Genomic DNA, 25,814 nt, shown 5'->3' on the forward strand with positions numbered 1-25,814 from the left:
ATGGGAGGATGTTTTGTGATCGACGAAGTCCCGAAGGGGTCCCGAGAGGGGCGTTCAGGAGACTGTCGTCTGCTTGACGTGAAGGGGCAGTGTCGGAGAGTGTCCGCCAACGCTCATTCACGTGTTGGGGCGTGAGAGCCCAAGCAATTCTTTTCAAGGTGGGGAAGATGAAGAAGCATCTGGTTATGGCCGTGGTGCCGTTCCTGGCGCTGGGGTGCGGGGACGATTTCAAGGACGAGAACGGCGATGGAATCGCCGACGGTGTGCGTGAGCCCGATAACGTCACGGTGGTGACGCCGGCGACGCCGAAGGGGACCATCTCGGGCCAGGTGCTGACGTCAGACCTCAAGCCGCTGACCGAGGCGACGGTGGAGGTCACCATCGGCAGCTCGGCGACGCCGCTCTCGGCGACGACGGACGCCAAGGGCAACTTCACGTTCAAGGACGTCCCGGCCGGCTCCCAGGTGCTGTTGACGTTCGGGAAGTCGGGCTACGCGACGCTGCGCGCGACGGCGACGATTCCTGGCGAGGCGGGCAATGTGCCCCTCAACAACGCCAACGTGAGCTTTGGTCCCGTGACGCTGACGCGTCTGGACGGCTCGCTGCGCTTCCTGCTGGTGACCCCGCAGGGCCGTCCCGCCGCGAACGTCCGCGCGACGCTCGAGGCCAATCCGGCGGGCAACATCACGTTGGACAACAACGACGTCAACCTGAGCATCGTGAGCACGGTGACGGTCGAGGCGACGTCCGACGAGCAGGGCGCGCTGGTGTTCCAGAACATCCCCAACGCGCACGAGATGGTGCGCTACACGGGCAACGTGACGAGCCGCTACCGCCTGTGGGTGTCCTCGGTGGACTCCAACGGTGACGGCGTGCCGGAGAGCAACGGCTACGTCGCGTCGTACACGGCGTCGGAAGTGATTGCCCAGGGCACCACGCGAATCCTCAACCTGCCGGCCTCGCGGCCGACGGGCGCGGCGCTGGTGGTCGAATCCTCCAACGTGGCGACCCTGCGGGCCGCGACCAACACCGAGCCGCTCCGCAACATGGTGCGCCCTGGTGAGCCCATCTATCTGTACTTCAACCAGCCTGTTCAGCAGAGCTCGCTGATGGCGCGCCTGACGGATGAGTATTTCAAGGAGTCGCTGCCGGTCACGGTGGCCCTGGGCAATGGTGGCTACAGTGCAACCATCACGCCTGGCAATGGCGTCGTCCAGGTCGGGAAGGAGTACAATATCGACCTGCGCGCCGTTTCTTCGGAGACGGGTGATGTCTACTCGAGCAAGGGCTTCTTCTTCGGAGGTGATGCGGGCACGGTGACCCCCATCACCATCGCTGAGGCCCGCTACCAAGAGACCTCGGTGGCGGCACCTGCCTCTCAGCAGCTCAATCCGGGTGAGCTGGTATACATCAGCTTCAGTGCCCCCCTGCTTCCTCCCAGCGGAAGCGCCCTTGTCTACTTCGGCGACCTCAACGGCGACGGGCTTTCTGGAAACGCGCCGGGCGAGATTGGCCACCCCTCACCTGGGTTTCCGCTGTACATGGCCGAGCCAGAGGAGCCCTACGCGACGCGCGTGGTCAACCCTGAGCAACCTGTCTTCCCGTTCAGCACGTCCAGCATCAGCTCGCGATACGTGTTCGCCTACCAGTCAGTTCCTGGCGGTCCCACCGTTTCCCTCAACCTGGCGCCCGCCACGGTTCGGATCATGGTGGCCTTCTCGAAGCTGGGGGTTCAAGGCGTCGCGGGTTCCTACGAGAGCATCTGGGGGCAGGCCATTGTTGGCGACCTTGCTCACAATGGGGTTCTGATTCAGCCGGCCCCGACTCCTCCTCCCCCTGCTCCGTAGGGGCGTTACCGTCAGCTGACGCGATTGTTGATACCGCGTTTCTGAATCAAGACAATGCCTCCGTGGGATGCCCCACGGGGGCGTTGCTGTTTCTGGGCTCTCCACCAACAGGGCGCACGGGTGGCGGCTTCAGAACGACAGCCGAGGAATGTGTGCCATGGGACACATCAAGCCCATGGAGACTCATGCCAGAGGTGGCCTAGGAGTGGGCAGAAGAGCAGCCGCATGCATAGATTGGCTGCCTCTGTTTCCTCACATGTGAGGCGCCTGTTCTATGAAGAAGAGAACAGCCAACTCAGTTGATGAAGCCCAGGCCCTGGCGACCCCCGCTCGAGCAGAGGCGGGTGACCGTGCTCGAGTCCTCGTCGTGGATGATTTCGACGATGCCCGCGAGATGTATGCCGAGTACCTGGAGTTCGTCGGCTTCGACGTGGTCACCGCGCGTGATGGCCTGGAGGCGGTCCAGAAGGCTCAGGAGGGCACCCCGGACATCATCCTGATGGACCTGTCGCTGCCCATCTTGGACGGTTGGGAAGCGACGCGGCGCATCAAGCAAGACTCCCGGACCCGGGACATTCCCGTCATGGCGCTGACGGGACATGTCCTCGCTGGAAATGCGGAGAACGCGAAGGAGGCCGGCGCGGATGAGTTTGTCGCCAAGCCGTGCTTGCCCCAGGACCTCGAGAGCAAGATTCGAAACATGCTCAAGTCGAGCAGGAACTTCGTGAAGGAGTGAATAAGTGTATGGCTGGCAGCGCGGGAAGGGCTGCCTCTGTTATTGATTGACCCGCGCGATGACGGAGAACGTGTTGTAGGGAGGAGGGCCTTCAAAGAACCCTGCGATGACCGGACGGTCTTGGTCGTCGAGCTCTATCTGGAAGTCGTGTCTGAGGGGGTGTGGTATTGCTGATGTGTCACTGAGACGAGCCCAGCGCGTCCCGTCCCAAAAGCTGAGGCAGATTATGGGGATTGATGTGGCCTCGGACCAGGCAACAATGGCACGCCCATTCTTGGTGAACCTGAGGGTTGGATTCTTTACATTCGTTGATCGGCTCATTGGGTCATTGTCACACCGCAGGTACTCTCCTTGCTGTTCCCAGAAGAAGCCGTTCCATTTGTGAACATAGATGCCATAGTGTTGTGATGTTTCAAATTTGATGCGAGGAATCGCTCCAATCCAAGCCACTGTCGGAATCCCCTCTGCATCGAGCTGCACGGAAGGGCTACCTCCCTCCTTTGGGAGTCCTGGTGTGGGAAGGTTGTTGATCTTGTCTCCAAGTGCGATCCACTCCGTGCCATTCCATTGGCGGGCGCGGATGTTGCCGAACGTGCCGCCGCTGCTGACTTCCGTCCATGCAACGACATGCTTTCCATTGTCGTCGAGATGGAGTGAAGGGGAGCCTGCTCTGAGCTGAGGGTCTGTCATTTCGATAGGTGCACCCATGGGAGCAGAGGTGGACCCATTCCATTGTCGAATCTCGAGCCGTCCCGGAGCATCTGCTGCTGAGAAGGCAATGCCGAGTAGCTTGTTCTGGGTGACGCTCAGAGAGTACGGGGAATACTCAGGGCTGATGGGGCGATCAGACTCAAGGGGGAACCAAACTGCTCCGACTCGTCGATAGAGTGAGAGAAATTGGCGTTGAGACTGTGTGATGGCAATGAATAGGGTTCCGTCGTGAAGCCTCTTGATGCTTGGATTCGCCAGGAAGCTGGCCGAGAGCACCTTGCCCAAGGAGTTCCACGTCGAGTTGCTCCAATGTGAGACGGCGAAGTCGTAGTTGGTTGCATGCGCCAGGATGGGATTGCTCAGGTCGTCCAGTACAAATGCGGCAGGCGGAAAAGGGGCGAACTGCCTCGAAAGGTCGATGGTGGCCTCAACCCTCATGGCTGGCAGCTCCCACGACCAAACCTCCTGCGGAAGGACCAGCGCATTGCCTGCGAGGTCCGTGATGCCAGACGTTGCCTCCACGGATGCCACATTCGGGACGCTGAGGGTCGCCTTCGGCGAGATCGTGACCGTCATCCCGTCGGAAGAGAGCGTGCGCGTGGCCTCCTGCGGCCCCTGATTGACGAGCAGCTTGAGAGTCTCCGGCGTCACGCTCTGCTCCGCGATTCGCTCCGAGAAGCTCAGCGTGATGGCCTCTCGCACGGAGACGTTCTTCGCCTGAGGTGCCGGAGTCCTCGCCATGACCGTCGGCGCCGTCCGGTCGACGAAGACCGTCCGCTCCTCGGTCTCGACGACCTGTGCCCCCTTGGTGGCGCGGACCTTGATCCTGTGTGTTCCTTCTGGAACCTGGGTGGTGTCCCACTCGAAGGCGTAAGGGGCGGACAGCAGCACACCCGCCCCCTCATCAATCAACAACTCCACCGCGCTGGGCGCCCCGCGGACCTCGGCCTGGATGAGCACCGTTCCTCGCGCATGTGTCACGGCCTCGGGCGAGACGAACCGGGCCGCAAGGGCCTCTACGGGGGGCCCGGAGTCCGGGTTGCCCGCTCCGACATCTCCTCCGTCGGGACTCCCGGAATCAGGTTCGACCTGCTCGACTCCCGGGATGGAAAGGCAGGCGGATGTGACGAGGAGCAGCAACGCGGGGGAGAGAAGTCGTTTCATGGTGTCGGGAATTGCAGAACGTATTCCAAGCATCCCACGAGCCCGGGACGCGAGGCCCCTCTTCCGATGCCCACCTTTCGACGAGGGGGCTCGGCCAGACCCTTGAAATGGCGAGTCTGCTTGGCTGGACGCCCATCCAGCTTCGAGCAGCCCCGCCGACGGATTGAGGGAGTGCCCACCGCCTGACATTCCCCCCAGGCTCCTCCCATCCCGAGACCGTTCCTCCGGGGTGGCAGGTTGCCGTTCTCCGCTGGAATGGATACGCCCTGGGAGTGGGAACCCCTGCCGCCTCCCCGCAGCCGGACGCGTGGACTCCGCCCCCGGAGTTCGACGAGTACCGCATCGTGCGGCCCATCGGACGGGGGCGGACCGGCCGCGTGTACCTGGCTCACGACACGCTGCTCGAGCGCCCCGTCGCCGTGAAGTTCATCCCCACCCTCGGCCCCCACGCCCTCGCCCGATTCCTCGTCGAAGCGCGCGCCGCCGCTCGCATCCAGCACCCCAACGTCGTCACCCTCTACCGGGTCGGCCAACTCGACGAACAGCCCTACCTCGTCTCCGAGTTCATCCGAGGCGTGAGCCTCGACCGGCTCGTGAAGCCCGTGAGCTGGGAGCAGGTGCTCACCATCGGCCAGGACCTCGCCCGGGGCCTCGGCGCCGCCCACCGCCGAGGCGTCCTCCACCGCGACATCAAGCCCGGCAACGCCGTCCTCACCGAGGGCGGCACCGTGAAGTTGCTCGACTTCGGCCTCGCCAAGCTCCTCGACAACGCCGCGGGCTCCGAGGACCCCGCCCCTCCGCGCAACCCCGTCCCTCCCGAGCTCCCCGCCGACCTGGACCCGGACGACTCTCCCCGAGGCTCCCCCCGCTCACTCGACGGTGTCTTCCTCCCCTCGCTGCCTCAAGGCTCACTCGTCGGCACGCCGTACTACATGTCCCCCGAAGCCTGGGCCGGAGAGGAGCTCACCGCCCGCAGCGACGTGTACTCACTGGGCACCGTCCTCTACGAGCTCTGCGCCGGCCGAGGCCCCTTCCGCGAGGTCCCCTGGCGCGAGCTGCCGAACGTGGTCCGGAACCAAGACGCCCCACCCCTCATCCAGGTGGCCCCCCAGGTAGACACCACCTTCGCCAACATCATCGACCGTTGTCTGCGAAGAGAACCCTCCGAGCGCTTCGCCTCCGCGGCCCAGCTCCTGGAGGTCCTCGAATCCCTCTCACGCGATGACGCCCCCTCGCTCGTCCCCGAGGGCAATCCCTATCGAGGACTGCGCTCCTTCGAGGCTGAACACCGCGCCCTCTTCTTCGGCCGCCGCCGCGAGAGCCAGGCCGTCCTCGAGCGTCTGCGCGCCGAGCCCTTCCTGCTCATCACCGGCGACTCCGGCGTGGGCAAGTCCTCGCTGTGTCTCGCGGGCATCCTCCCCGCCGTCGTCGACGGAGGACTCGAGGACGGCCGGCGTTGGCGCACCGTCCGACTCGTCCCAGGCCGCAGGCCCGTGGCCGCGCTGGCCGCCGTGCTCGCCCCCCTCCTGTCCATCGATGAGGACTCGCTCGCCGAAGCGCTCCGCTCGGAGCCCTCCAGCCTCGTGCGCAGGCTGCGCGCACGGTTGGGTGCCCACGAGGGCTTGCTCATCTACGTGGACCAACTCGAGGAGCTGGCGACCCTCTCGGACTCCACCGAGGCCGCGCTGGCGGGACAGGCGCTGGGGGTTCTCGCGGAGGGAGCCAGCGGCGTGCGTCTCCTGGCCTCCAGTCGCAGCGACTTCCTCACCCGCCTCACCACCGTGCCCGGCCTGGGCGCGGAGGTGCCCGGGGCGCTGTACCTGCTGCGCGCCCTGACTCCCGAGGAGACCCGCGAAGCCGTCACCGGCCCCGCCCGCGTGAAGGGCGTGCGCTTCGAGTCAGAACACCTGGTGGACTCCCTCGTCGCCGCGGCGGCCGCGGAGGGCGGACTCCCGCTGCTCCAGTTCGCCCTCGCGGAGCTCTGGGATGCGCGCGACCAGAAGGCCCAGCTGATTACCCAGGCCGCGCTCGACTCCCTGGGCGGAGTCGCGGGCGCACTGGCCCGGCACGCGGACGCGGCGGTGGAGCGACTGCTCCCCGACCAACGCATCGCCGCCCGAGGCGTGCTCCTCCGGCTCGTCACCGCGGACGGCACGCGCGCGCGGAAGACAGACCGGGAGCTCGCGGGAGAAGACCCGCGCTACCGCGCCGCGCTGGAGGCGCTCGTCCGAGCCCGCCTCCTGGTGGCCCGAGAAGCCCCGGAAGGAACGTCCTACGAGCTGGCCCATGAGGCGCTCCTCTCGGGTTGGCGCTCGCTGGCGCACTGGCTCGCGGAGGCCGCCGAGCGTCGCGAGGTGCAGGCCCTGCTCGAGGCCGCCGCCGCGCACTGGGAGAAGCACGGCCACTCGCGCGAGCTGCTCTGGGGCTCGCGCCAGCTCTCCGAGGCCTTGGTCCTGGACACGGGCGAGCTGACCCGCCGTGAGCAGGACTTCCTGCGCGCCTCGCGTCGGACCCTCGTGCGGAGTCGAACCCTCCGGCATGCCCTGGTCGCGGGCTTCCTCGTGTCGCTCGGCCTGGTGTACGGCGGGCTGAAGCTGCGCGACCGCTGGAGCCTGGAGCGCACGGTGCGCGCGGAGCTGGAGGACGCGAGCCAATCCCTCGATTCCGCGCTGCAGGCCAAGGACCTGCTCCTCTCCGAGCGCGTGGAGGCCTTCCGTCTCTACGGCAGTGGCCAGAAGGTCGATGCGGACCGGCTCTGGGGGAAGAGCGTCGCGCGGGCCTCGCAGGTCCGCCACCGCTTCGACGGAGTCGCCGGGCGCCTGGAGCGAGCCCTGGCGCTGGCCCCCGAGCGCTCCGATGTGCGCGACGCGCTCGCGGGGTTCCTCTACGAGCGCGCCCTCTGGGCCGAGCAGGATGGAGAGCTGGCCGCGCTGCCCACGCTGCTCCAGCGCCTCCGGCTCTACGACGCGGAAGGGAGTCGCTGGAAGCAGTGGACCGCGCCCGCGCGCCTCACGCTGGACGTCGCCGCCCACGACGTCGAAGTGGAGCTGCGTCCCCTGACCCGAGACGCCCAGGGCGAAGAGCAGCCCGGAGAGCCGCTGCCGCTGGAGTCCGAGTCCTGGATGGACATCACCGTCCCCCCTGGCTCCTATCTCCTCACCCTGCGCGCGCCGCACCAGGAGGCGGTGACGCAGCCGCTGATGTTGCGGCGCGGGGAGGCTCGGCGTCTGGAGTTGCGCCTGCCTCCGGAGGGCTCGATTCCAGAGGGCTACGTCTTCGTTCCGCCGGGTGAGGTGCGCTTCGGCAGCGCCGCCGACGCCAGCGTCCGTGAGTTCTTCAACGCGGTGCCGCAGCACGCGGTGCAGGTGCCCGGCTTCCTCATCGCGCGCCACGAGGTGACGTACGCCGAATGGCTCGCCTTCCTGGAGTCCCTCCCCGCCCCCCAGCGCGTCGCGCATCGGCCCCACGTGGGGACGGGGGGCTACGGAGGCGCGCTGTCCCTGGACTCCGTGGACGGCGTCTGGAGGCTGAGCTTCCAACCCGGCGACGTGCGCTACGAGGCCCGCGCGGGAGAGCCCGTGCGCTACGCGGCCCGCTCGCGCCGACAGGAGCAGGACTGGCTCCTCTTCCCGGTGAGCGGTGTCTCCTTCCGTGACTCAGAGGCATATGTCACGTGGTTGTCGCTCAGCGGCCGGGTGCCGGGGGCGCGGTTGTGCTCGGAGCTGGAGTGGGAGCGCGCGGCGCGAGGCGTGGATGGCCGCGAGTTCCCTCACGGCGACAGATTGGGCCCGGACGACGCGAACATCGACACCACGTATGGCAAGCAGCCGGGAGGCTTCGGCCCGGATGTCGTGGGCAGTCATCCCGCGTCGCGCAGTCCGTTCGGAGTGGATGACATGGCGGGCAACGTCTGGGAGTGGACGCGCTCGTGGTTGGAGCCGGGGCGGGCGGTGGCGCGGGGCGGGAGCTTCGGCTTCGCGGCCACGTCCGCGCGCTCGACGAACCGGGAGTTGCCGGAGGCGTCGTTGCGAGACGTGGGCATGGGCCTGCGCGTGTGCGCGGATCCCCCGTCGTCGACGCCCTGACGCTCCTTGCGTCGGAGGCAGCAAGGGCCGCGCGTCCACCGGACGTTGGAACCCCGCGTCCGCGCTGCGCCGTGGAGGAGCCGCCTCCGCGCGGACGATGCCTCTGTTCACGGCTGACCACCGCGGCTTGCGAGCGAGCAAGCCCCTGCGAACCTTGTGTGCTGTCCGGTGTCTCAGGAGGTTCAGTGCCATGGTGGCGAGGTGGAAGGTTGGGGCGATGCTCATCGCCGTCGGGTTGATGGGGTGTGAGGGCGCGGGGGCGGAGGAGCCGCGTGACACGCTGGCGACCCGGGTGGCCGAGTTATCGGCGCCCAACGGTCGCAACCTGAATGGCCGCAACCTGAATGGCCGCAACCTCAACGGCACGGACCTGTCGGGGATGCTGGTGGCGGTGCGCTTCGATGGCGCGCGTCGGGCGGGTCCTCGCGCCAGCGCGCTGACGCAGACGTGGCTGGAGGGCAGCGTCTTCCACGCCGAGTCCGCGAGCGGCCACGTCTCCGGCATGGACTTCCTGGGCGCGAGCTTCGTCGGTGAGCTGGGCGATGGCACCATCGTCTCGCTGCGCGTCGACGACATCCAGCCGGGCACGGGCGCGAACGCGGACCTCTGGGTCTACCGCGTCTCCTACTACTCGCGGGACGAGGACGCGTGGCGGCCCATCTGCACGGCGGACGGGGGCGGCACGCTGGGCGCGATTGCGGTGTCGGGCCGCTGGGACTACCGGCAGGGCGTCGCGGGGGGCGGCTCGAAGACGGAGGACGCGCAGTCCTTCACCTTCGCTTGCGAGGGCGCGGCCATCGCCAAGTGCATGCGCTTCGGCTATCGCCCGTGGGGGGGCGTGGCGGGAGGGCATGACCTGGGGAAGCTGCACCAGGCCTGCACGCGCATGGTGCGCGCGGACTTCTGCGGTGATGGCACGTCGTTCACGGTGGATGGGACGTGGGTGAATCTGTACGACGCCTCGGGGGTGCAGCGGGACTCCGAGGGGTGGAGTGTGGAGGCGGAGTGGGACACGCAGGGCTCGCGGTGCCGGGCGCCGACGACGCGGGCGCGAGGGCGCGAGGTGCTGTGCCCCTCGCGCTCGGTGATTCCGGTCTGCGGCCTCCCCACGAGCTTCCTGTTGGGCACGCTGCTGATGAGTGAAATCCCGGTCGCCGGGACGCAGGGGCCGTACTGAGGACCGCCGCACGGAGGAGCGCTCGCTGAAGCTGGCTGCCCGGTGTTCCCGGGAGCAGACGGCCTGTCTCTGTCTTCTGGGGCAGGGAGAGGGGGACGGGCGACTTCCGGAGGCAAGGAGTCGACACCACGTTTAGCCGGCCCGCCAGGGGCAGGGGAGTGACTGGCGGAGAACGGAGGCGCGGTGAGACGAGCCCGACGAGAGAAGCGGGTGGCCGCGGGCCTGCTGCTGGCGGTGGCCTGCGCGCTGACGGGTTGCAAGAAGGGCTCGAGCGAGGCGGCGCCGCCCGCGGAGCCCCTGGTGTCGTTGGGGCGGGAGAACGTGGCGCTCGTGGAGCAAGGCGAGCTGCGCTCCGGCCCTGGCATCTCCGGCTCCCTCCAGGCCCGCACGGCCGCCTCGGTGCGAGCGCAGGTGGGTGGCACCATCCTCGATGTCCAGGCCCAGCAGGGGCAGGTGGTGAAGAAGGACCAGCCCCTGGCGCGCATCGATGATGCGACGCTGAGAGACCAGGTCATCGCCGCGCGCACGACGGTGGAGACGGCGCGCAATGCCTTGCAGGTGGCCGAGTCCGAGCAGGAGCGCAGCGCGAAGCTGTCCCAGGCGGGCGTCATCACCCAGCGCGACTTCGAGCGGGCGCAGTTGTCCGTGGCCCAGGCGAAGGGGCAGCTGGCGGAGGCGCGCTCGCGGCTGGCCCTGGCGCAGGAGCAGCTGGGGCGCACGCGGGTGGTGGCGCCCATCGCGGGCGTGGTGAGCGAGCGACAGGCGAGCGAGGGCGACGTCGTGCAGCCCGGCGCGGCGCTGTTCACCGTGGTGGACCCTCGTACGTTGCGCCTGGAGGCCTCGGTGCCGGCCGCGCGGTTGGGCCAGGTGAAGGTGGGGACACCGGTGGAGTTCAAGGTCACCGGTTACGGAGACCGCTCCTTCACGGGGAAGGTGGAGCACATCAACCCGGTGGTGGACCCGGGCTCCGGGCAGGTGCGCATCTACGTGGCCATTCCCAACACGGACCTCCAGCTCCTCGCGGGGCTGTTCGCGGAGGGGCGCGTGGCGGCGAAGACGGTGGAGGGGCTCTCCGTGCCGCTGGGGGCGCTCGATGACTCGGAGGGCAAGCCCCAGGTCCTCCGGGTGCGCGAGGAGCGCGTGGAGCGAGTCCCCGTGCAGCTGGGCCTGCGCGACGACGTGGAGAAGCGTGTGGAGGTGCGCCAGGGGCTCCAGGAAGGGGACGTGGTGTTGCTGGGCTCCGCGCGAGACGCGGTCCGCGAGGGCGCACGCGTCAAGGTGGAGCCACCGCGCGAGGACGCGCTCGGCGTGGGTGGAGGGGGTGCTTCCGGAGAAGACGGAGGCGCTCCGAAGGACGCAGCGCCGAAGCAACCCAGCCCCTGAGCCGCGCCTCTTCGGAAGAGGGAGACACCCGTGTTCATCTCCGACTTCGCCATCAAGCGTCCCATCGTCACCATCACCGCGATGGTGACCCTGGTCATCTTCGGACTGGTCGCGCTGTGGCAGCTCGAGACGGACGAGTTCCCGGACGTCCAGGCCCCCGTCATCGCGGTGAGCATCGTCTACCCAGGCGCCGCACCGGAGACGGTGGAGCGCGAAATCGTCGAGCCCATCGAGGACGCCATCTTCGCCATCAGCGGCGTGGACCCGAAGGAGACGACGGCCACCGCGACGGACGGCCTGGCCACCTTCACGGTGTTCTTCGAGTTCGAGAAGGACATCCAGGAGGCCTCGCAGGACATCCGGGACGCCATCTCCAGCAAGCGGGCGGACCTGCCTCGGGAGATGGAGGAGCCCGTGCTCACGCGGTTCGACCCGGCGGATGCGCCCATCGTCTCGCTGACGCTGACGTCGGAGCGGCTCGATGTGGCGGCGCTGTCTCGCGTGGCCGACCCGCTGGTGGTGGGAGAGCTGCGCTCGGTGCCGGGGGTGGCGCAGGCCAACGTCGTGGGCGACGTGGAGCGCGAGATGACGGTGCAGCTCAAGCCGGAGGCGCTCCAGTCCGCGCGCATCTCGCTGGCGGAAGTGGTGACCGCGCTGGGGGCGCAGAACCTGGCCGCGCCGGTGGGGCGCATCAACTCGCCACTGGAGGAGGAGTCCATCCGCCTCAAGGGTCGGCTCGAGACAGCCGAGGAGTTCCAGGACATGGCGGTGGCCACGCGGGATGGACAGGTCATCCGGCTGGGACAGTTGGGAGAGGTGTTCGTGGGCGCCGAGGAGCCTCGCACGCTGGCGCTCTACGACGGGGTGCAGGCGGTCGGCATCGACGTGCTGAAGTCGAAGGGCTACAGCACCACCGAGGTCGCCGACGCCGTGCGCGAGCGCGTGGCGGCGCTGGAGAAGCGGCTGCCCTCGGGCGTGAAGCTGGCCATCGTCCGTGACGCGGGCGTGCGCGTGGAGAGCGCGGTGGAGAACGTGCAGTCGGCGCTGGTGGAGGGCGCGCTCCTCACGGTGCTGGTGGTGTTCCTCTTCCTCAACTCGTGGCGCTCCACCGTCATCACGGGGCTGGCGCTGCCGGTGAGCGTGCTCGCGGCGTTCATCAGCGTCTGGGTCTTCGGCTTCACGCTCAACACGATGTCGCTCCTGGGCCTGACGCTCGCCATCGGCATCCTCATCGACGATGCCATCGTGGTGCGCGAGAACATCGTCCGCCACATCGAGATGGGGAAGGACCACTACACGGCGTCGCGCGAGGGCACGTCGGAAATCGGGCTCGCGGTGTCGGCGACCACGTTCTCCATCGTCGCCGTCTTCGTCCCCGTGGCCTTCATGTACGGCGTGGCGGGGCAGTGGTTCAAGCCCTTCGCCCTCACCATCGCCTGCGCGGTGTTGGTGTCGCTGTTCGTCTCCTTCTCGCTGGACCCGATGCTCAGTGCGTACTGGCCGGACCCGCAGGTGGAGCAGGGGGCAAGGCGCGGCTTCATCTCGCGCGTCCTCTCGCGCTTCAACACGTGGTTCGACCGGCAGGCGGACCGGTACAAGGGCGTCATCGCCTGGGCGTTGGACCACCGGCTCGCCATGGTGTTGGTGGCGGTGGGCTCGCTCGTCGGCGCGCTGGTGCTCCAGGGCACGGTGGGGGGCGCGGGCTTCGTTCCCGTGAGTGACCGCTCGGAGGTGGAGCTGCTGGTGGAGACGCCGTCGGGCTCCAGCCTGGAGTACACGCGGCGGAAGGTGGAGGAGGTGACGCGGGTGGCGCGGGCGCATCCCGAGGTCGCCTATACGTACAGCACCATCGGCGTGCCGCTGCCGTTGAGCGCGCCCGGCGTGGACCAGGCCCTGGTGTACGTGAGGCTCGAGCCCAAGGCGGAGCGGGACGTGAGCCAGGATGCGCTGGGCAGCACGCTGCGCACGGAGCTGGCGCGCGTGGGCGGCGCGAAGGTCTCCGTCTTCACCTCGGGGTTCGGCGGAGCCTTCAAGCAGATTCAGTTGGAGCTGCGTGGCTCGGACCAGAAGACGCTGACGGAGCTGGCGCAGCGCGTACAGCGCGAGGTGGAGCAGGTGCCCGGCGCGGTGGACGTGGGCCTCTCCACCCGAGGGCAGAAGCCGGAGCTGGAGGTGGACCTGAACCGGGGCCTCGCGGGGCAGCTCGGGGTGACGGTGGGGCAGGTGGCCCAGGTGCTGCGGCCGGCCTTCGCGGGGCTCGATGTCGGTGATTGGGTGGACCCCACGGGAGAGACTCGAGACGTCATGGTGCGCCTGGCGCCCGAGGCGCGAGACAACCCGGACGACCTCGCGCGCCTGCCCATCCACGTGGGCGCGAGTCCGCAGGGCGTGCCGAAGCTCGTCCCGCTGGGGCAGGTGGCGGACATCCGTCAGTCCCTCGGGCCCGCGCAAATCACGCACCTGGACCGGGAGCGGGTCATCAACGTGCAGGCGAACGTGCAGGGGCGCTCGTTGACGGAGGTGATGCGAGACATCCAGACGCGGCTGGCGACGGTGGAGCTGCCCGCGGGCTACACGCTGACGACGGGCGGCGAGTCCGCGGACCAGGAGGAGGTCTTCTCGCGCGTGTTCCTCGCGCTGGGTGTGGCCGTGTTGCTGATGTATCTCATCCTCGTCATCCAGTTCGGCTCGTTCCTGGACCCGCTGGCCATCCTCCTCTCGCTGCCGCTGTCGCTCATCGGCGTGGTGCTGGCGCTGCTCATCACGGGGGACACGCTCAACATCATGAGCCTCATCGGCGTCATCCTGCTGATGGGCATCGTCGCGAAGAACGCCATCCTCCTCATCGACTTCGCGAAGTGGTCCCACGAGAAGGGGATGCCGCTGCGCGAGGCGCTCATCGAGGCGGGCCGCATCCGCTTGCGCCCCATCATCATGACGACCTTCGCGCTGGTGGCGGGCATGATTCCCGTGGCCATCGGCTCGGGCGAGGGCGGCGACTTCCGAGCCCCCCTGGGTCGCGCGGTGATTGGCGGAACGATTACGTCCACGCTGCTGACGCTGCTGGTGATTCCGACGGTGTACGAAATCCTGGTGGACACGCGGACATGGCTGGGGCGCAAGGCGCGCAAGGTCTTCCGCTCGCGGACCTCGGACCGTGACGAGCGGCCTCACCCCGGTGGCGGAGGCACCCCGCGTCCGGCGCCCCAGTCGCCACAGAAGTGAGGCCAAGGGTGTTGGCGAGGTCTCCCGGAGTGTCCGGCTCGGACGGATGTTGAACGTCGGCGCGAGAGGAGGGTTGGCGAGGGCGCTCCAGGCCCCTAGGGTCGGTCGTCAGCCGCCATGTCCCGAGATTCGCTGCCCCTGCCCGAAGACCACCATCGACTTGTCACCCAAGCCCTGGCCGCGCTCGAGGTCCGCAACCTGGTGCTGAGCATCCAGGACGCCAGCTTTCCCAGCGTGCCTGGCGAGGACCTGGGCCGAGGTTCGCCCTACTCACGAGGCGCGGCTGACTTCCTGGAGACCGCGCACACGCTCGGGTTCACCGGCATCCAGTTGGGGCCGCAGGGGCAGACGAGTGAGGCGAATGCCTCGCCGTATGACGGGACCCTCTTCTCTCGCAATGTCCTGAATGGGGCCTTGTCTCCGCTGGAGGACGCGGCCTGGGGCGCGCTGTTGCCTCGCGGGCGTGTCGCGGCGCTCGCGGAGGCACGCCCGCGCTCGGCCGGTCCGGGAGAGCGGTACCGGTGGGCCTTCCGCGCGCAGCTCACCGCGCTCGATGAGGCGTGGACGTCTTTTCGACGTCAGCGCGCGGAGCCGAGCCCCTCCGCCGCGGTGAAGGGCCTGGCGGACCGGTTGCGGGTGTTCCGACAGCGGAACCAGGCATGGCTGCTGCGCGACGCGCTCTTCGAGGTGCTGTGCGAGGAGAAGGGCGTGCCGGATTGGAGACCCTGGGCGGACTCTCTCGACGGACGCTTGTGGAGCCCACGCCCTGGAGAAGAGGGCGCCGCGGCCGCGAGAATCCAGGCGTTGGAGTCGAGCGCCTCAGAGGCACTGGAGCGCTATGCGTTCTTCCAGTTCCTCGTCCATGAGCAGCATGAGGGCCTGCGCGAGCGGACGGCGCGCTGGAGCCTGAAGCTCTACGGCGACTTGCAGATCGGGTTCTCACCGCGCGACGCGTGGGCGTGGCAGGGCTTGTTCCTGCGCACGTACCTGATGGGCGCGCCGCCCAGCCGCACGAATCCCGAAGGGCAGCCGTGGAACTACCCGGTGCTGGACCCGGAGCAGTACTTCACGCAAGGGCTCGGACATGGGGCGGTGCTGCGCTTCATGGACGCGCGCATGGACAAGATGCTCGCGGAGTACGACGGGCTGCGATTGGACCATCCTCACGGGCTCGTGTGTCCCTGGGTGTATCGCTCCGGACAGGCGGACGCGTTGGCGGCGGTGCAGCATGGCGCGCGACTCTTCTCCTCGCCGGACCTGTCCGACCACCCGGAGCTGGCGCGCTTCGCCGTCGTGCATCCCGAGCAGCTGGACCGCTCGGTGCCTCGGTACGCGGATGGAGAGGTGACGTCGCTGACGCCGGAGCAGGTCCAGCGCTACAGCATCCTCTTCGACACGGTGGTGGCGGCGGCGCGGCGCAACGGGCGGGACCTGGGAGACCTGCTGGGCGAGGTGCTGAGTACGCTGCCGTATCCCCTGGGGCGTGTTCTCGCGCGCTATGGACTGGGGCGCTTCCGCGTCACGCAGAAGGCGGACCTGCGCAATCCCTCGGATGTGTATCGCAGTGAGAACGTGGCGCCCGAGGACTGGGTGATGGTGGGCAACCACGACACGAAGTCGCTGTGGCGCCTCGTGGGGGAGTGGCAGTGGCGAGGCACGCTGAAGGCACAGGCGGACTACCTGGCGACGCGGCTGTGTCCCGAGGCCGGGCCGCGGCGAGAGGACCTCGCGCGAGCGCTGGCGCAGGACCCGGGGAAGCTGGCGCAGGCGAAGTTCGCGGACCTGTTCGCCAGCCGCGCGCGCAACGTCATGGTGTTCTTCACGGACCTGTTGGGGATGACCGGCACGTACAACGAGCCGGGCACCGTGGATGAGCGCAACTGGTCGCTGCGCGCGTCCGAGGACTGGAGGGCGGAGTACCGCGAGCGCCTGCGCACGGACGCGGCGATGAACCTGCCCGCCGTGCTGGCCCTGGCGCTGCGCGCGGGGGGAGCGGCCTCGGTGACGAAGCACCGGGAGCTGCTCGCGGGGCTGGACCGGCTCGCGGACCAGCTGCGCCAGGACACCCCGTAGCCCCCACCCGTGAAGGCAGGGGCTCCGCGCTCAGTGCCGCACGTCCACCACGAGTCGCGGGGGCTCCTTCAGCTCCATGATGCGGAAGGGCGCGGTGCCCTGGGTGCCCAGGGCCCATGACACCTCGCCCTCGAAGTCGCAGATGCGCTCCAATTCCACGACCACGGGCAGCGCGACCTTCTGCTCCCGCGTGGCGACCGTGGGCTGTCCCGCATCGGTGTGCGCTCGCGCGGGCATGAGGCTCACCTGGAGCTGGGCCTTGCCCGCGAGCGACACCACGTCACCCGAGCCACACTGCACCACCGGCTCCTTCGGATACTCCACGCGGTAGCCCGGAAGCTGCGTCCCCTCGAACTCGAACACCACGCGGTCGAAGTCCGGATGTGCCCCCGCGCGCACGGAGCGCAGCGTGGCCTGCGGCGCGCTGCTCCGCTTCAGCTCCACCGGGCTCGTGGTCCACTCGCGGTTCTTCGCATCCTCGGGCGCGATGCCTCCTCCCGGGGGCGCCGGAGGCTTCGAGGGCGCGGGCTCCTCCTTCGCCTCGCTCGACGGAAGCGCCGTGCTCCCATCCGGAACGACAGGGACGGGAGGCTTCGCGACGGCCTCGCCCTCGCGAGGAGTGGCTCCCTCGGGGGCGGGGATGGAGGGAGGTGCCTCCTCGGCGGGGGGTAGCTCGGCCGCGGGAGGCGGGGGTGCTTCTTCCTTCTTGGAGCACCCCGCGACTCCCAGGTACCCGGCAAGCCACAGCGAAGACAGCCAGCGTCCGGCGCGCTTCATCGTTCCTCCCTGTCGACCCACGAAGCGTGGGGCCGCGAGGAACACCCTCTCTCATGACCGGACGTCCTGTGCCAGCACCTGTCCCAGGGCGGGGTGCGCGGAAGGCAACACACCTTCCGCCCGAGGACAGGGCTCGCGCTACTCCGCGGAGGCCGAAGCGCGGACGAGCGCGCGCAGGTCCGCGTCCCGCAGGAAGTTGACCAGCACGCCGTCAATCTTCCGCGTGCCGCCCACCACCTCGGTGGGCTTCAGGAAGAAAAGATTGTTCCAGTTGAAGTCGTACAGGGCCTGCTCCGCGGCATCGGACCACGAGCCATCCATGCGGCCGTGGTAGTACCCGAGCTTGCGCAGCACGCGCTTGACGTAGCGCGCGGTGTCCGCGTCGAGCGTCACCTGGTCCGCGGGGTACGGCACCCCCAGCGTGCCCTGGTAGCGGTTGAGCTGGATGCCCAGCTCCCGGAGCGCGTCGGAGCTGGCGTGGACGACGGCGTCCGCGAGCACGTGCGTGTAGAAGGCCGTGTCGACGGTGGTGTTCCAGACGCGGATGACGCCCGAGCGCTCACCATTGCGGTCGCCTCCCACGCGCGCCCCGGCCTTGAGCGACGCATACAGCCGCTGCGGCAGGCTGCCCTTCGCCTGGCGGAAGCCGTCCGCCATGGCCCGGCACATGTCGGGCGTCGTCATGTTGTTGGCCTGCACGACGAAGGTGGTGTCCCGGATGGCGCAGTGGTGGCTGCTGGAGTCCGCGCCCGTGACCTGTCCCATCGTCACGGTGCCGTCCGGGTGGAGCTTCACCGCGGCGAGCTGGCGGAGGGTGGCGTACGGGTCGACGGTCTGCGCCCAGTCGATGGCCTCCTGCGGGGTCGAGCCCGCGTCGATGCGGGCGATGATGGCCTGCGCGACATCCACCGAGGGCATCGACATGCTGGCCACCGCGAGGTCCGAGCGCCCGTAGGGCACCAGCGTGCTGACGCCGCTGGGGAACGAGATGACGGCCATTCCGCAGGACTTCTCCACGGGGTCGCACGCCACGACGGCGCGCGTGCCGAAAACGCTCGGGTTCGTCAGGGGGCGCTCGCCCGCGAGGGCCGGGGTGGACGCCAAGAAGAGGGACGCGGCGGCGAGGAGACCACGGTGGAAGGGCTTCATGCACGGACCTCGGGGAAGGGCTCCGCCGTCACCGCGCAAGGAAACCTCGCGGGTGGGGAGGAACCTCAGGGCTGGGTGACGTGTGAAACACGAAGGCGCGTGCTGCCTGGGGGGCAGCGCGTCCCTCGGAGCGGCTGTCTCCAGGAACGAGGAGCCCCGCGCGACATATCGCCGAATCGTCCGTCAATTCTGGAATGAGGGAGATGGCCGCGAAGCCGAGGGCCCGCTGGCTCGGGTGCCCCTCGCGTCGCGCTTCCGGGAAAATTGAAGGTGTGGCACTCCAGCCGACGTTTTCAGGACATGCCCCACAAGGGCCCGAGTGGCGGGTATGGTGCGCGCCCGGCCGCAGCTCGCGTCCCCTTCACGCGCACGAACCGGAGATACCTTCGTCATGGCTCTCGACCTCACCACCCTCCCACGTCCCTCGCGGGACGACGCCACCGTCGGCACCATGGCGCGTGGACTCGTTGGCAGCGAGATTCTCCGCATCGCGGCGGAAGTCCGGGAGCTGGCGGCCAAAGGCCGCAAGGTCTGCAACCTCACCGTGGGCGACTTCAACCCGCGCGAGTTCCCCATCCCCGACGGCCTGCGCTCGCACATCGCCACGGCGCTCCAGTCGGGCGAGACGAACTATCCGCCCTCGGACGGCGTGCTGGACCTACGCCAGGCCGTGCAGCGTTTCTATGAGCGCTCCCTGGGGCTGAAGTACCCGCTGGAGGGAATCGTCATCGCGGGCGGCGCCCGGCCCATCATCTACGGCACGTACCGCGCCGTGCTGGATGAGGGGGAGACGGTGGTCTACCCGGTGCCCTCGTGGAACAACAACCACTACATCCACATGATGAACGCCAAGGGCGTGGTGGTGACGACGGACGCCGCGCACGGCTTCATGCCCACGCTGGAGCAGTTGGCGCCGCACCTGGGCTCCGCGCGCCTGCTGTGCCTGTGCAGCCCGCTCAACCCCACGGGCACCATGATTGCGCCCGACACGCTGGGCGCCATCTGCGAGCGCGTCGTCGCGGAGAACCGCGCGCGGGAGAAGCAGGGCCGCAAGCCGCTCATCCTGATGTACGACCAGATTTATTGGGTGCTGAGCTTCGGCGCGGTGAAGCACGTGACGCCCGTGGAGCTGGTGCCGGAGGTCGCCCCCTACACCGTCTTCGTGGACGGCATCTCCAAGGCCTTCGCGGCGACGGGTGTGCGCGTGGGCTGGGGCGTGGGGCCGCCGACCATCATCGCTCGGATGCGGGACGTGCTGGGCCACGTGGGTGCGTGGGCGCCCAAGGCCGAGCAGGTCGCCGTGGCGCGCTACCTGGAGGACGTGCCCGCCACGGAGTCCTTCCTGGGGGAGATGCGCCAGCGCGTGGACGCGCGGCTGGAGGCGCTGCACAAGGGCCTGACGCGCATGCGCGAGGCGGGGCTGCCGGTGCGCCACATCGCGCCGCAGGGCGCCATCTACCTGTCGGTCCAGTTCGACCTGGTGGGCAAGGGCGGCCTGAAGACGAATGACGACATCCGCAAGCTGCTCCTGGAGAAGGCGAGCTTCGCGGTGGTGCCCTTCCAGGCGTTCGGGCTGATGGAGGACACCGGCTGGTTCCGGCTGTCGGTGGGCGCGACGTCGGTGTCCGAAATCGAAGAGGCGCTGCCCCGCGTGGAAGCGGCGCTGCGCGAGGCGCTGGCCACGAAGTAGGACGCGGCCTTCGCGGGAATACGCGAAAAGGGACGGGGTTCAGCCGGGGACGCGCCCGGCGGGACCCTCCCTCGACCCACCGGAGTTCATCGAGACGCGCGCGACCTCGTGCCCATGCTCAAGCGATTCGTGGATGTTCGTGACGAGGAAGTCGGCGCCGTCCTGGGGTCCTTCGTCTATTTCTTCACGCTGATGTGTGGCTACGCCATCCTCCGTCCCATCCGCAACGAGATGGGCACGGCGGGCAGCGTGAAGGGCCTGCCGTGGCTCTTCACGGCGACCTTCATCGTGATGCTGCTGGCGGTGCCGGCGTTCTCCGCGCTGGTGGCGCGCTGGCCCCGGCGCGTGGTGCTGCCGCGCATCTACCGCTTCTTCATCGTCAGCCTCGTGGCCTTCTTCGTGGTGCTGAAGCTGGGCGTGGCGAAGGAGGGCGTGGCGCGGGTCTTCTACATCTGGCTGAGCGTCTACAACCTGTTCGTCGTCTCCATCTTCTGGAGCTTCATGGCGGACGTGTTCGCCAGCGAGCAGGGCAAGCGGCTGTTCGGCTTCATCGCCGCGGGAGGCACCACGGGGATGTTGGTGGGGCCCTTCCTGGTGGGACGGCTGGCGGAGCCGGTGGGCCCGGTGAACCTCATCCTGGTGTCCGCGGTGCTGCTGGAGGTGAGCGCGCAGTGCGTGCGCTGGCTGAGCCGCTGGGCCCGCGACGTCCAGCACCAGCCCCCGTCGGCGGAAGGGCCGGTGGGCGGTGGGGTGCTGGCGGGGTTGAAGCTGATGCTGTCCTCGCCCCTGTTGCTCGCGCTGGGGCTGCAGGTGCTGCTCTACGCGGCCACGTCCACGTTCCTCTACTACCAGGAGGTGCGGCTGGTGGCGGCGGTGAGCAAGGACGCGGCGGCGCGCACCGCGATGTTCGGCGACATCGACTTCTACGTGCAGCTCCTGACGCTGGCGCTGCAGACGCTCGTCACGGGGCGGGTCATCTCGCGTCTGGGATTGGGCGCGGCGCTGGCGGTGGCGCCGGTGCTGACGGGGCTGGGCTTCCTGGGGCTCGCGGCGGTGCCGGTGCTGGGCGTGCTGGTGGTGTTCAAGGCGCTGCGAGGCGCCAGCCACTACGCGCTGGATCGCCCCTCGCGCGAAATCCTCTTCACCACGGTGGACCGCGAGGCGCGCTACAAGTCGAAGAGCTTCATCGACACGGTGGTGTACCGGGGCAGCGACACGGTGAGCGCGTGGCTGCAGGGCGGGCTCACCTCGTTGGGGCTGAGCATGACGGGGCTGTCGCTGGCGGCGGTGCCCCTGGCGGGGCTGTGGCTCGTGGTCTCGCTCTATCTGTCGCGCGAGCAGCGGCGGCTGTCCAAGGAGGGCGCGGGGGAGTTCCCGCCCGTCGTCCTGGACAGCGCCACGTCGCGCTGAAGTCAGTGGAACCTCGAAGCGGGAGACGACACGACATGAAACTGTCTCGCAGGGATGTGATTCAGGGTGCGGCCGTGACGGTGGGGTCGCTGTGGGCCATGGGCTGTGCGACCACGGGCGCGGCGGGGGAGCCGGGCGCGCAAGGGCAGGAGGCGGTGGGCGCGAAGGCGGGCAAGCCCCTGAGCATCCTCATCCTCGGCGGCACGAAGTTCCTGGGGCCGGCGCTGGTGGAGTACGCGCAGTCGCGAGGCCACACCGTCACGCTGTTCAACCGCGGCAAGACGAACCCGGGCCTGTTCCCCGGCGTGGAGAAGCTCCAGGGCGACCGGGACCCCACCAAGGCGGAAGGTCTCAAGGCGCTGGAGGGCCGCAAGTGGGACGCGGTGGTGGACACGTCGGGCTATGTGCCGCGCATCGTGAAGGCGTCGGCGGAGCTGCTCGCGCCCCACGTGGGCCACTACACCTTCATCTCCTCCATCTCCGTCTACAAGGACCTGACGACGCCCGGCATCACCGAGTCCTATCCCCTGGCGCAGGTGGAGGACCCGACGACGGAGGACGTGAACAAGTACTACGGCGCGCTGAAGGCGCTGTGTGAGCAGGCCGCGGAAGCGGCGATGCCCGGCCGCGTGTTCAACGTGCGCCCGGGGCTCATCATCGGACCGGATGACCCGACGGACCGCTTCACGTACTGGCCGGTGCGCCTGTCGCGCGGTGGCGAGGTGCTCGCGCCCGGCGATGGACAGGACCCGGTGCAGTTCATCGACGCCAGGGACCTGGCCGCGTGGACCATCCTCGGCGTGGAGCGCCACCTGACGGGCGCGTACAACGCGACGGGGCCGACGCGCCCGCTGCTGATGCGCGACTTCCTGGAGGCGAGCCAGAAGACGCTGGGCACCGACGCGCGCCTGGTCTGGGCGGACACGGCGTTCCTGGCGAAGCACAAGGTGGAGCACTGGGGCGACATGCCGGCGTGGGCGCCGCGCGTGGGGGAGGACGCGGGCCTGGGCCGCATCGGCGTGGCGAAGGCGCTGGCCCAGGGGCTCACGTTCCGCCCCATCACCGACACCGTGCGCGACACGCTGGCCTGGTTCAAGGCGGAGCCGCCGGAGCGACAGGCCAAGCTGAAGGCGGGCCTGTCTCCCGAGCGGGAGAAGGAGGTGCTCGCCGCGTGGCACCAGGAGCACGACAAGGGCAACGCCCATTCGGGCTGACGCCCCGCGGGGGAGGTCGAGGCCTCAGAGGCGCGCGAGAATCTCCGCCTTCTTCTGCTCGAACTCCTCGTCCGTGATGAGGCCCTCGCTGGCCATCCGCTGAAGGTCCTTCAGGGCCTTCACCGGGTCCGGGGTGGGCAGGCTGCCTTCCGGCTGCTGCAGGAGTCGGGTGAGGTTGCTCATGTTCTGCGGAATCAGGGGCCCCATGACGACGACCTGGTTCGGGTCGTCCGGGGCCACCCTGACCTTCAGGTCCAATCCCGGCTCCAGCACCTGCACGTTCCAGTCGTGGGTCCTGCTGTTGAGCCGGACCTCGTAGGGAGGGCGGCCCGGGACGCGCACCTGGAGCAGGCTGTTGTAGACGCGGACCTTGTTGATGAGCACCGCGGTGGGCTCCAGGCTCAGCAGCGTGGCCTCCGCGGGGAGCCCGTGCTCACGGATATGTTGAATCTTCCGGGAGGCGGCGACCACCCAGAGCATGAAGCCCACGCCCATGGCGATGAACAGGGCCCAACTTCCACCGACGATGAGGTCGACTGCTTCCATGGTCTCGTGACTCTAAATGGTCAACGCTTGGAGAGAAACCCACGGTGTGGGCCGGGGTGCCCGGGTCATGATGGCCGGTGAGACCTGGGCCGGTGGGACTCACACGGGAGCGCCCCCTTGAAGCGACCCACGATGACGGCACCGGCGCCCCTCTTCGCGAGGTGGAGGCACGGGGGGGCCCTGCTGCTCGCCGTCGCGCTGGCCGCCTGCGGTGGCAAGGAGGTCCGCCCGGAGCCTCCGCGGCCCTCCTGTGTGCCCCTGGCCCTGGAGCGGAACGTGGACCTCGCGGGTTTCCGCTCGGACCGCTACGCGTGGCGGGACAGCGACTGCGCGCCGCGCTCCGCCTTCCTGGTGCGCAACGACACGCGAGACCCGGCGGGCTGGAGTGGCGGCTATGTCCGCCGCTACGTGTACGAAGCGCGGGGCGCCCCGCGCACGTGTGACGGCGCCGACGACGGTGTCCCGGGCTGGGGCATGGTGACGTGCCATGTCCGGACGGGCGCGTCCTGGGGCAACTGGACGGAGGGCGTCACCGGCACGGGCCGCGTCATCTTCGAGGGCCGCCACCACGCGCTCCACGAGTTCCACTGGGTGCTGCCGCTCGGGGGCCACGCCGTGCGGGTGACGGTGCACTACCTCTTCGCCACCGGCAGGGACCATCCGCTCTACGCCATCACCCACGATGCCTCGAGCGTGCCGCCGGACGCGCTGGAGGCGGACGTGCGCTCGCCCTATGGCGACCTGCTCTTCGACGGCAACGCGAACGCCGAAATCGCGGGCCTGGGGTGGGGCGACCGCCGCCGCTTCGTGACGCTGGGCTCGCGCCTGACGATGGCGAGCGGCTGGGACTACCGCGAGCCCAACGTCGTCCCGTACACGCGCATGTGGACCGCCTCGCCCGACGCGGAGATGGGCGTGGTTCAAACACAGACGTGGTTGCAGAAGCCATCCGGTGGTTACTGGCTCTATCGAGAGGGCTGGGGCCAGCGCGACGAGGACGGCCCGATGCCCGTCGACTGGAACTGGACCTATCAGCTCAACCAGTACCAGCTCCCGAACAACTCGCGCTCGCACCGCATGGCGTGGGGCAGCAACTACGGGGCGCTGGGGTGGCGCCAGTACGCGCGCTACGGCGACGACGGCATGCTCTCCGGCCACCCGTACCAGAGCTACTCCGTGTTCATGGTGCTGGGGCTCCACTCGAAGGACCCGGTGCTGGAGCAGGCCGCGGCGGTGGAGTCCTGGCAGCGGGTGCGCTTCACCGCCACCGAGGGCAGCGTCCTCACGCAGGGCCCGGGAGGCGTGGCCCGCACGGACGCGGTGCCGTATGACGTGCCCGGCTTCAACCCCGTGTATGCGACGTGGGAGGCACTCGCCTCCGGGAACCGCGCGCGGCTGCGCTTCGACACCGGCACCCAGGCGCTGCACAGGCCCCTGGTGGTGCTGCGGGGCTACACGGCGGCGACGCCTCCTTCGCGCGTGCTGCTGGATGAGCAGGTGCTCGCCGCGGACGTGGACTACTTCGCCTCGGTGGACGACGCGGGTGAGGTGCTGTGGCTCACGCTGAACCGCACGCTGACGGGCACCTCGGCGCTGCGCGTGGAGTGACGCGCCGGTGCGTGGAAAAGCAACGGGGGATGCCCCGGTGTACGCGGAGCATCCCCCGGATATGACCCTTGCTCGGAGTCTGCTCTCCCCCTCTGGCGAGCAGCACTCCCCCTGGGTCCCCCTGCCACGGGTGACGCCGCCCCCGCGACGTCACCTTCCATCCCGCCCTGAGTGTCAGGAGGGCCTTGGACCCCTCCAGCGAAGTCTTCACTTCGCGACCCGTGCTCCCCCCGGTGCACAGGCCGACGATTTCACTGCCCGGACGCCCCGTACCCCCCAGCACGGGTGCTCCGGTGAATCGCGGCTAGAACCAGACTCCCGCGGGACGCGAAACCGCTCGCAACCTCGCCAGCGTCTGTGCCCAGCCAAATGTCTGCGGGCGCATGGAAGCCACCCGCGTCACCTGGTCCATCTCCTCCAGCAGCAACGTCAGCGCTCTCGACTTCGTCAGCGCCGCCAGCTGCATCCGCTTCGCCCCCGCGAAGGCGGTCAGCTCCGGCACCGCGATGTCCCCCTCTTGTGCTTCAAGCGCGCTGGGCTGCTCCCCCCGGATGCTGCCCGTGGCCCCCCTGCCCCTGGCCCCTCGCATCACGACGCCTGACCGGGCGGAACCCCTGGAAACCCGCTGGCTCGACTCATGTGCGGCGTGCGACATTGCCCCCCTCCTTCGCACCATCGGACTGCACTCCCCCCGGACCCGCGCCGTGGCGCGTGTCGACCAGGGCATACTGGCAAAGACGTACGAAGCAGTTTTCCTTGGTAGCGCCAAACGCTTGCGCGAAAGCGCCAGCTTGCTGGGCGTGCTGGCGGCGGGGTGAACGTCGCGTGGTTCACTTCAAGTGAAGGCGACGTGAGAGGTTGGCGGACGAGGCGTGAGGGGAGCGGGCTGCCTCGCCTTGGCTGCACGAGGGCTGAGCGGGCGTGACAGGTAGGGACAGTGAGGGCTGGCCATGTCAGCCTGAAGCGGTAGGGAACAGAGGTGCGGCGTGGGCCCGGGCCCGCTTGCCGGGTGGTGGTGG

At 69.0% G+C, this 25,814-nt stretch carries 16 protein-coding genes; 11 read left to right on the forward strand and 5 right to left on the reverse strand.

Going from position 1 to position 25,814, the window contains the following annotated elements:
* Window positions 1-167: 167 nt before the first annotated feature.
* On the forward strand, window positions 168-1,847 hold the full coding sequence (locus tag MYSTI_RS02525) for a carboxypeptidase-like regulatory domain-containing protein (protein WP_015346123.1): 1,680 nt from the start codon (window positions 168-170) through the stop codon (window positions 1,845-1,847).
* A 274-nt stretch (window positions 1,848-2,121) separates the two neighbouring features.
* Entirely contained in the window at window positions 2,122-2,583 is a 462-nt protein-coding gene (locus MYSTI_RS02530; RefSeq protein WP_015346124.1) for a response regulator, read from the forward strand.
* A gap of 39 nt (window positions 2,584-2,622) precedes the next feature.
* On the opposite strand, the gene MYSTI_RS41460 is transcribed toward MYSTI_RS02530, so the two are convergent.
* Window positions 2,623-4,458 (reverse strand): Ig-like domain-containing protein, encoded by a 1,836-nt coding sequence (locus MYSTI_RS41460; protein ID WP_015346125.1) that lies wholly within the window; start codon window positions 4,456-4,458, stop codon window positions 2,623-2,625.
* 272 nt (window positions 4,459-4,730) lie between these two features.
* Between MYSTI_RS41460 and MYSTI_RS02540 the strand changes: the two genes are divergently transcribed.
* The 5 genes from MYSTI_RS02540 to MYSTI_RS02560 all read left to right on the forward strand — a co-directional run bounded on the left by MYSTI_RS02540 (window position 4,731) and on the right by MYSTI_RS02560 (window position 16,401).
* Entirely contained in the window at window positions 4,731-8,543 is a 3,813-nt protein-coding gene (locus MYSTI_RS02540; protein WP_015346126.1) for a bifunctional serine/threonine-protein kinase/formylglycine-generating enzyme family protein, read from the forward strand.
* Between the two features lie 217 nt (window positions 8,544-8,760).
* Complete coding sequence (locus tag MYSTI_RS02545) at window positions 8,761-9,720, forward strand: ADYC domain-containing protein (protein ID WP_233278146.1); 960 nt, start codon at window positions 8,761-8,763, stop codon at window positions 9,718-9,720.
* A 183-nt stretch (window positions 9,721-9,903) separates the two neighbouring features.
* A complete protein-coding gene (locus MYSTI_RS02550; RefSeq protein WP_015346128.1) occupies window positions 9,904-11,103 on the forward strand; it encodes an efflux RND transporter periplasmic adaptor subunit in 1,200 nt (399 codons plus the stop codon).
* A 30-nt stretch (window positions 11,104-11,133) separates the two neighbouring features.
* Window positions 11,134-14,328, forward strand: coding sequence for an efflux RND transporter permease subunit (locus tag MYSTI_RS02555; protein ID WP_015346129.1), 3,195 nt, complete (start codon window positions 11,134-11,136; stop codon window positions 14,326-14,328).
* Between the two features lie 117 nt (window positions 14,329-14,445).
* Complete coding sequence (locus MYSTI_RS02560; protein ID WP_015346130.1) at window positions 14,446-16,401, forward strand: 4-alpha-glucanotransferase; 1,956 nt, start codon at window positions 14,446-14,448, stop codon at window positions 16,399-16,401.
* A gap of 30 nt (window positions 16,402-16,431) precedes the next feature.
* Here MYSTI_RS02560 and MYSTI_RS02565 read toward each other — a convergent pair whose 3' ends face one another.
* The gene (locus MYSTI_RS02565) at window positions 16,432-17,178 is read right to left on the reverse strand and encodes an AMIN-like domain-containing (lipo)protein (RefSeq protein WP_015346131.1); all 747 of its coding nucleotides are present in this window, start codon (window positions 17,176-17,178) and stop codon (window positions 16,432-16,434) included.
* Between the two features lie 138 nt (window positions 17,179-17,316).
* A complete protein-coding gene (locus MYSTI_RS02570) occupies window positions 17,317-18,327 on the reverse strand; it encodes a DUF1028 domain-containing protein (RefSeq protein WP_015346132.1) in 1,011 nt (336 codons plus the stop codon).
* A 391-nt stretch (window positions 18,328-18,718) separates the two neighbouring features.
* Here MYSTI_RS02570 and MYSTI_RS02575 point away from each other — a divergent pair, with 391 nt between their 5' ends.
* The 3 genes from MYSTI_RS02575 to MYSTI_RS02585 all read left to right on the forward strand — a co-directional run bounded on the left by MYSTI_RS02575 (window position 18,719) and on the right by MYSTI_RS02585 (window position 22,641).
* Window positions 18,719-20,017 (forward strand): pyridoxal phosphate-dependent aminotransferase, encoded by a 1,299-nt coding sequence (locus MYSTI_RS02575; protein ID WP_015346133.1) that lies wholly within the window; start codon window positions 18,719-18,721, stop codon window positions 20,015-20,017.
* Between the two features lie 114 nt (window positions 20,018-20,131).
* Window positions 20,132-21,427, forward strand: a complete 1,296-nt coding sequence (locus MYSTI_RS02580) for an NTP/NDP exchange transporter (protein WP_015346134.1) — start codon at window positions 20,132-20,134, stop codon at window positions 21,425-21,427.
* Between the two features lie 35 nt (window positions 21,428-21,462).
* Window positions 21,463-22,641: an SDR family oxidoreductase gene (locus MYSTI_RS02585; protein ID WP_015346135.1), complete on the forward strand. Its 1,179-nt coding sequence runs from the start codon at window positions 21,463-21,465 to the stop codon at window positions 22,639-22,641.
* A gap of 24 nt (window positions 22,642-22,665) precedes the next feature.
* Here MYSTI_RS02585 and MYSTI_RS02590 read toward each other — a convergent pair whose 3' ends face one another.
* On the reverse strand, window positions 22,666-23,187 hold the full coding sequence (locus MYSTI_RS02590; protein ID WP_015346136.1) for an SHOCT domain-containing protein: 522 nt from the start codon (window positions 23,185-23,187) through the stop codon (window positions 22,666-22,668).
* Window positions 23,188-23,304: 117 nt separating this feature from the next.
* Between MYSTI_RS02590 and MYSTI_RS02595 the strand changes: the two genes are divergently transcribed.
* Window positions 23,305-24,795 (forward strand): hypothetical protein, encoded by a 1,491-nt coding sequence (locus tag MYSTI_RS02595; RefSeq protein WP_233278147.1) that lies wholly within the window; start codon window positions 23,305-23,307, stop codon window positions 24,793-24,795.
* A 304-nt stretch (window positions 24,796-25,099) separates the two neighbouring features.
* Here MYSTI_RS02595 and MYSTI_RS02600 read toward each other — a convergent pair whose 3' ends face one another.
* Entirely contained in the window at window positions 25,100-25,384 is a 285-nt protein-coding gene (locus tag MYSTI_RS02600) for a hypothetical protein (protein ID WP_144369968.1), read from the reverse strand.
* Window positions 25,385-25,814: the final 430 nt, after the last annotated feature.

The sequence above is a fragment of the Myxococcus stipitatus DSM 14675 genome (genome assembly GCF_000331735.1).
Taxonomy (GTDB): domain Bacteria; phylum Myxococcota; class Myxococcia; order Myxococcales; family Myxococcaceae; genus Myxococcus; species Myxococcus stipitatus.

Excerpts from the sequence above, each read along its gene's own strand:
- MYSTI_RS02525 (WP_015346123.1), top strand. The coding sequence starts at position 168 with ATGAAGAAGCATCTGGTTATGGCCGTGGTGCCGTTCCTGGCGCTGGGG.
- MYSTI_RS02530 (WP_015346124.1), top strand. The coding sequence starts at position 2,122 with ATGAAGAAGAGAACAGCCAACTCAGTTGATGAAGCCCAGGCCCTGGCG.
- MYSTI_RS41460 (WP_015346125.1), bottom strand. The coding sequence starts at position 4,458 with ATGAAACGACTTCTCTCCCCCGCGTTGCTGCTCCTCGTCACATCCGCC.
- MYSTI_RS02545 (WP_233278146.1), top strand. The coding sequence starts at position 8,761 with ATGCTCATCGCCGTCGGGTTGATGGGGTGTGAGGGCGCGGGGGCGGAG.
- MYSTI_RS02560 (WP_015346130.1), top strand. The coding sequence starts at position 14,446 with ATGTCCCGAGATTCGCTGCCCCTGCCCGAAGACCACCATCGACTTGTC.
- MYSTI_RS02565 (WP_015346131.1), bottom strand. The coding sequence starts at position 17,178 with ATGAAGCGCGCCGGACGCTGGCTGTCTTCGCTGTGGCTTGCCGGGTAC.
- MYSTI_RS02570 (WP_015346132.1), bottom strand. The coding sequence starts at position 18,327 with ATGAAGCCCTTCCACCGTGGTCTCCTCGCCGCCGCGTCCCTCTTCTTG.
- MYSTI_RS02575 (WP_015346133.1), top strand. The coding sequence starts at position 18,719 with ATGGCTCTCGACCTCACCACCCTCCCACGTCCCTCGCGGGACGACGCC.
- MYSTI_RS02580 (WP_015346134.1), top strand. The coding sequence starts at position 20,132 with ATGCTCAAGCGATTCGTGGATGTTCGTGACGAGGAAGTCGGCGCCGTC.
- MYSTI_RS02585 (WP_015346135.1), top strand. The coding sequence starts at position 21,463 with ATGAAACTGTCTCGCAGGGATGTGATTCAGGGTGCGGCCGTGACGGTG.
- MYSTI_RS02590 (WP_015346136.1), bottom strand. The coding sequence starts at position 23,187 with ATGGAAGCAGTCGACCTCATCGTCGGTGGAAGTTGGGCCCTGTTCATC.
- MYSTI_RS02600 (WP_144369968.1), bottom strand. The coding sequence starts at position 25,384 with ATGCGAGGGGCCAGGGGCAGGGGGGCCACGGGCAGCATCCGGGGGGAG.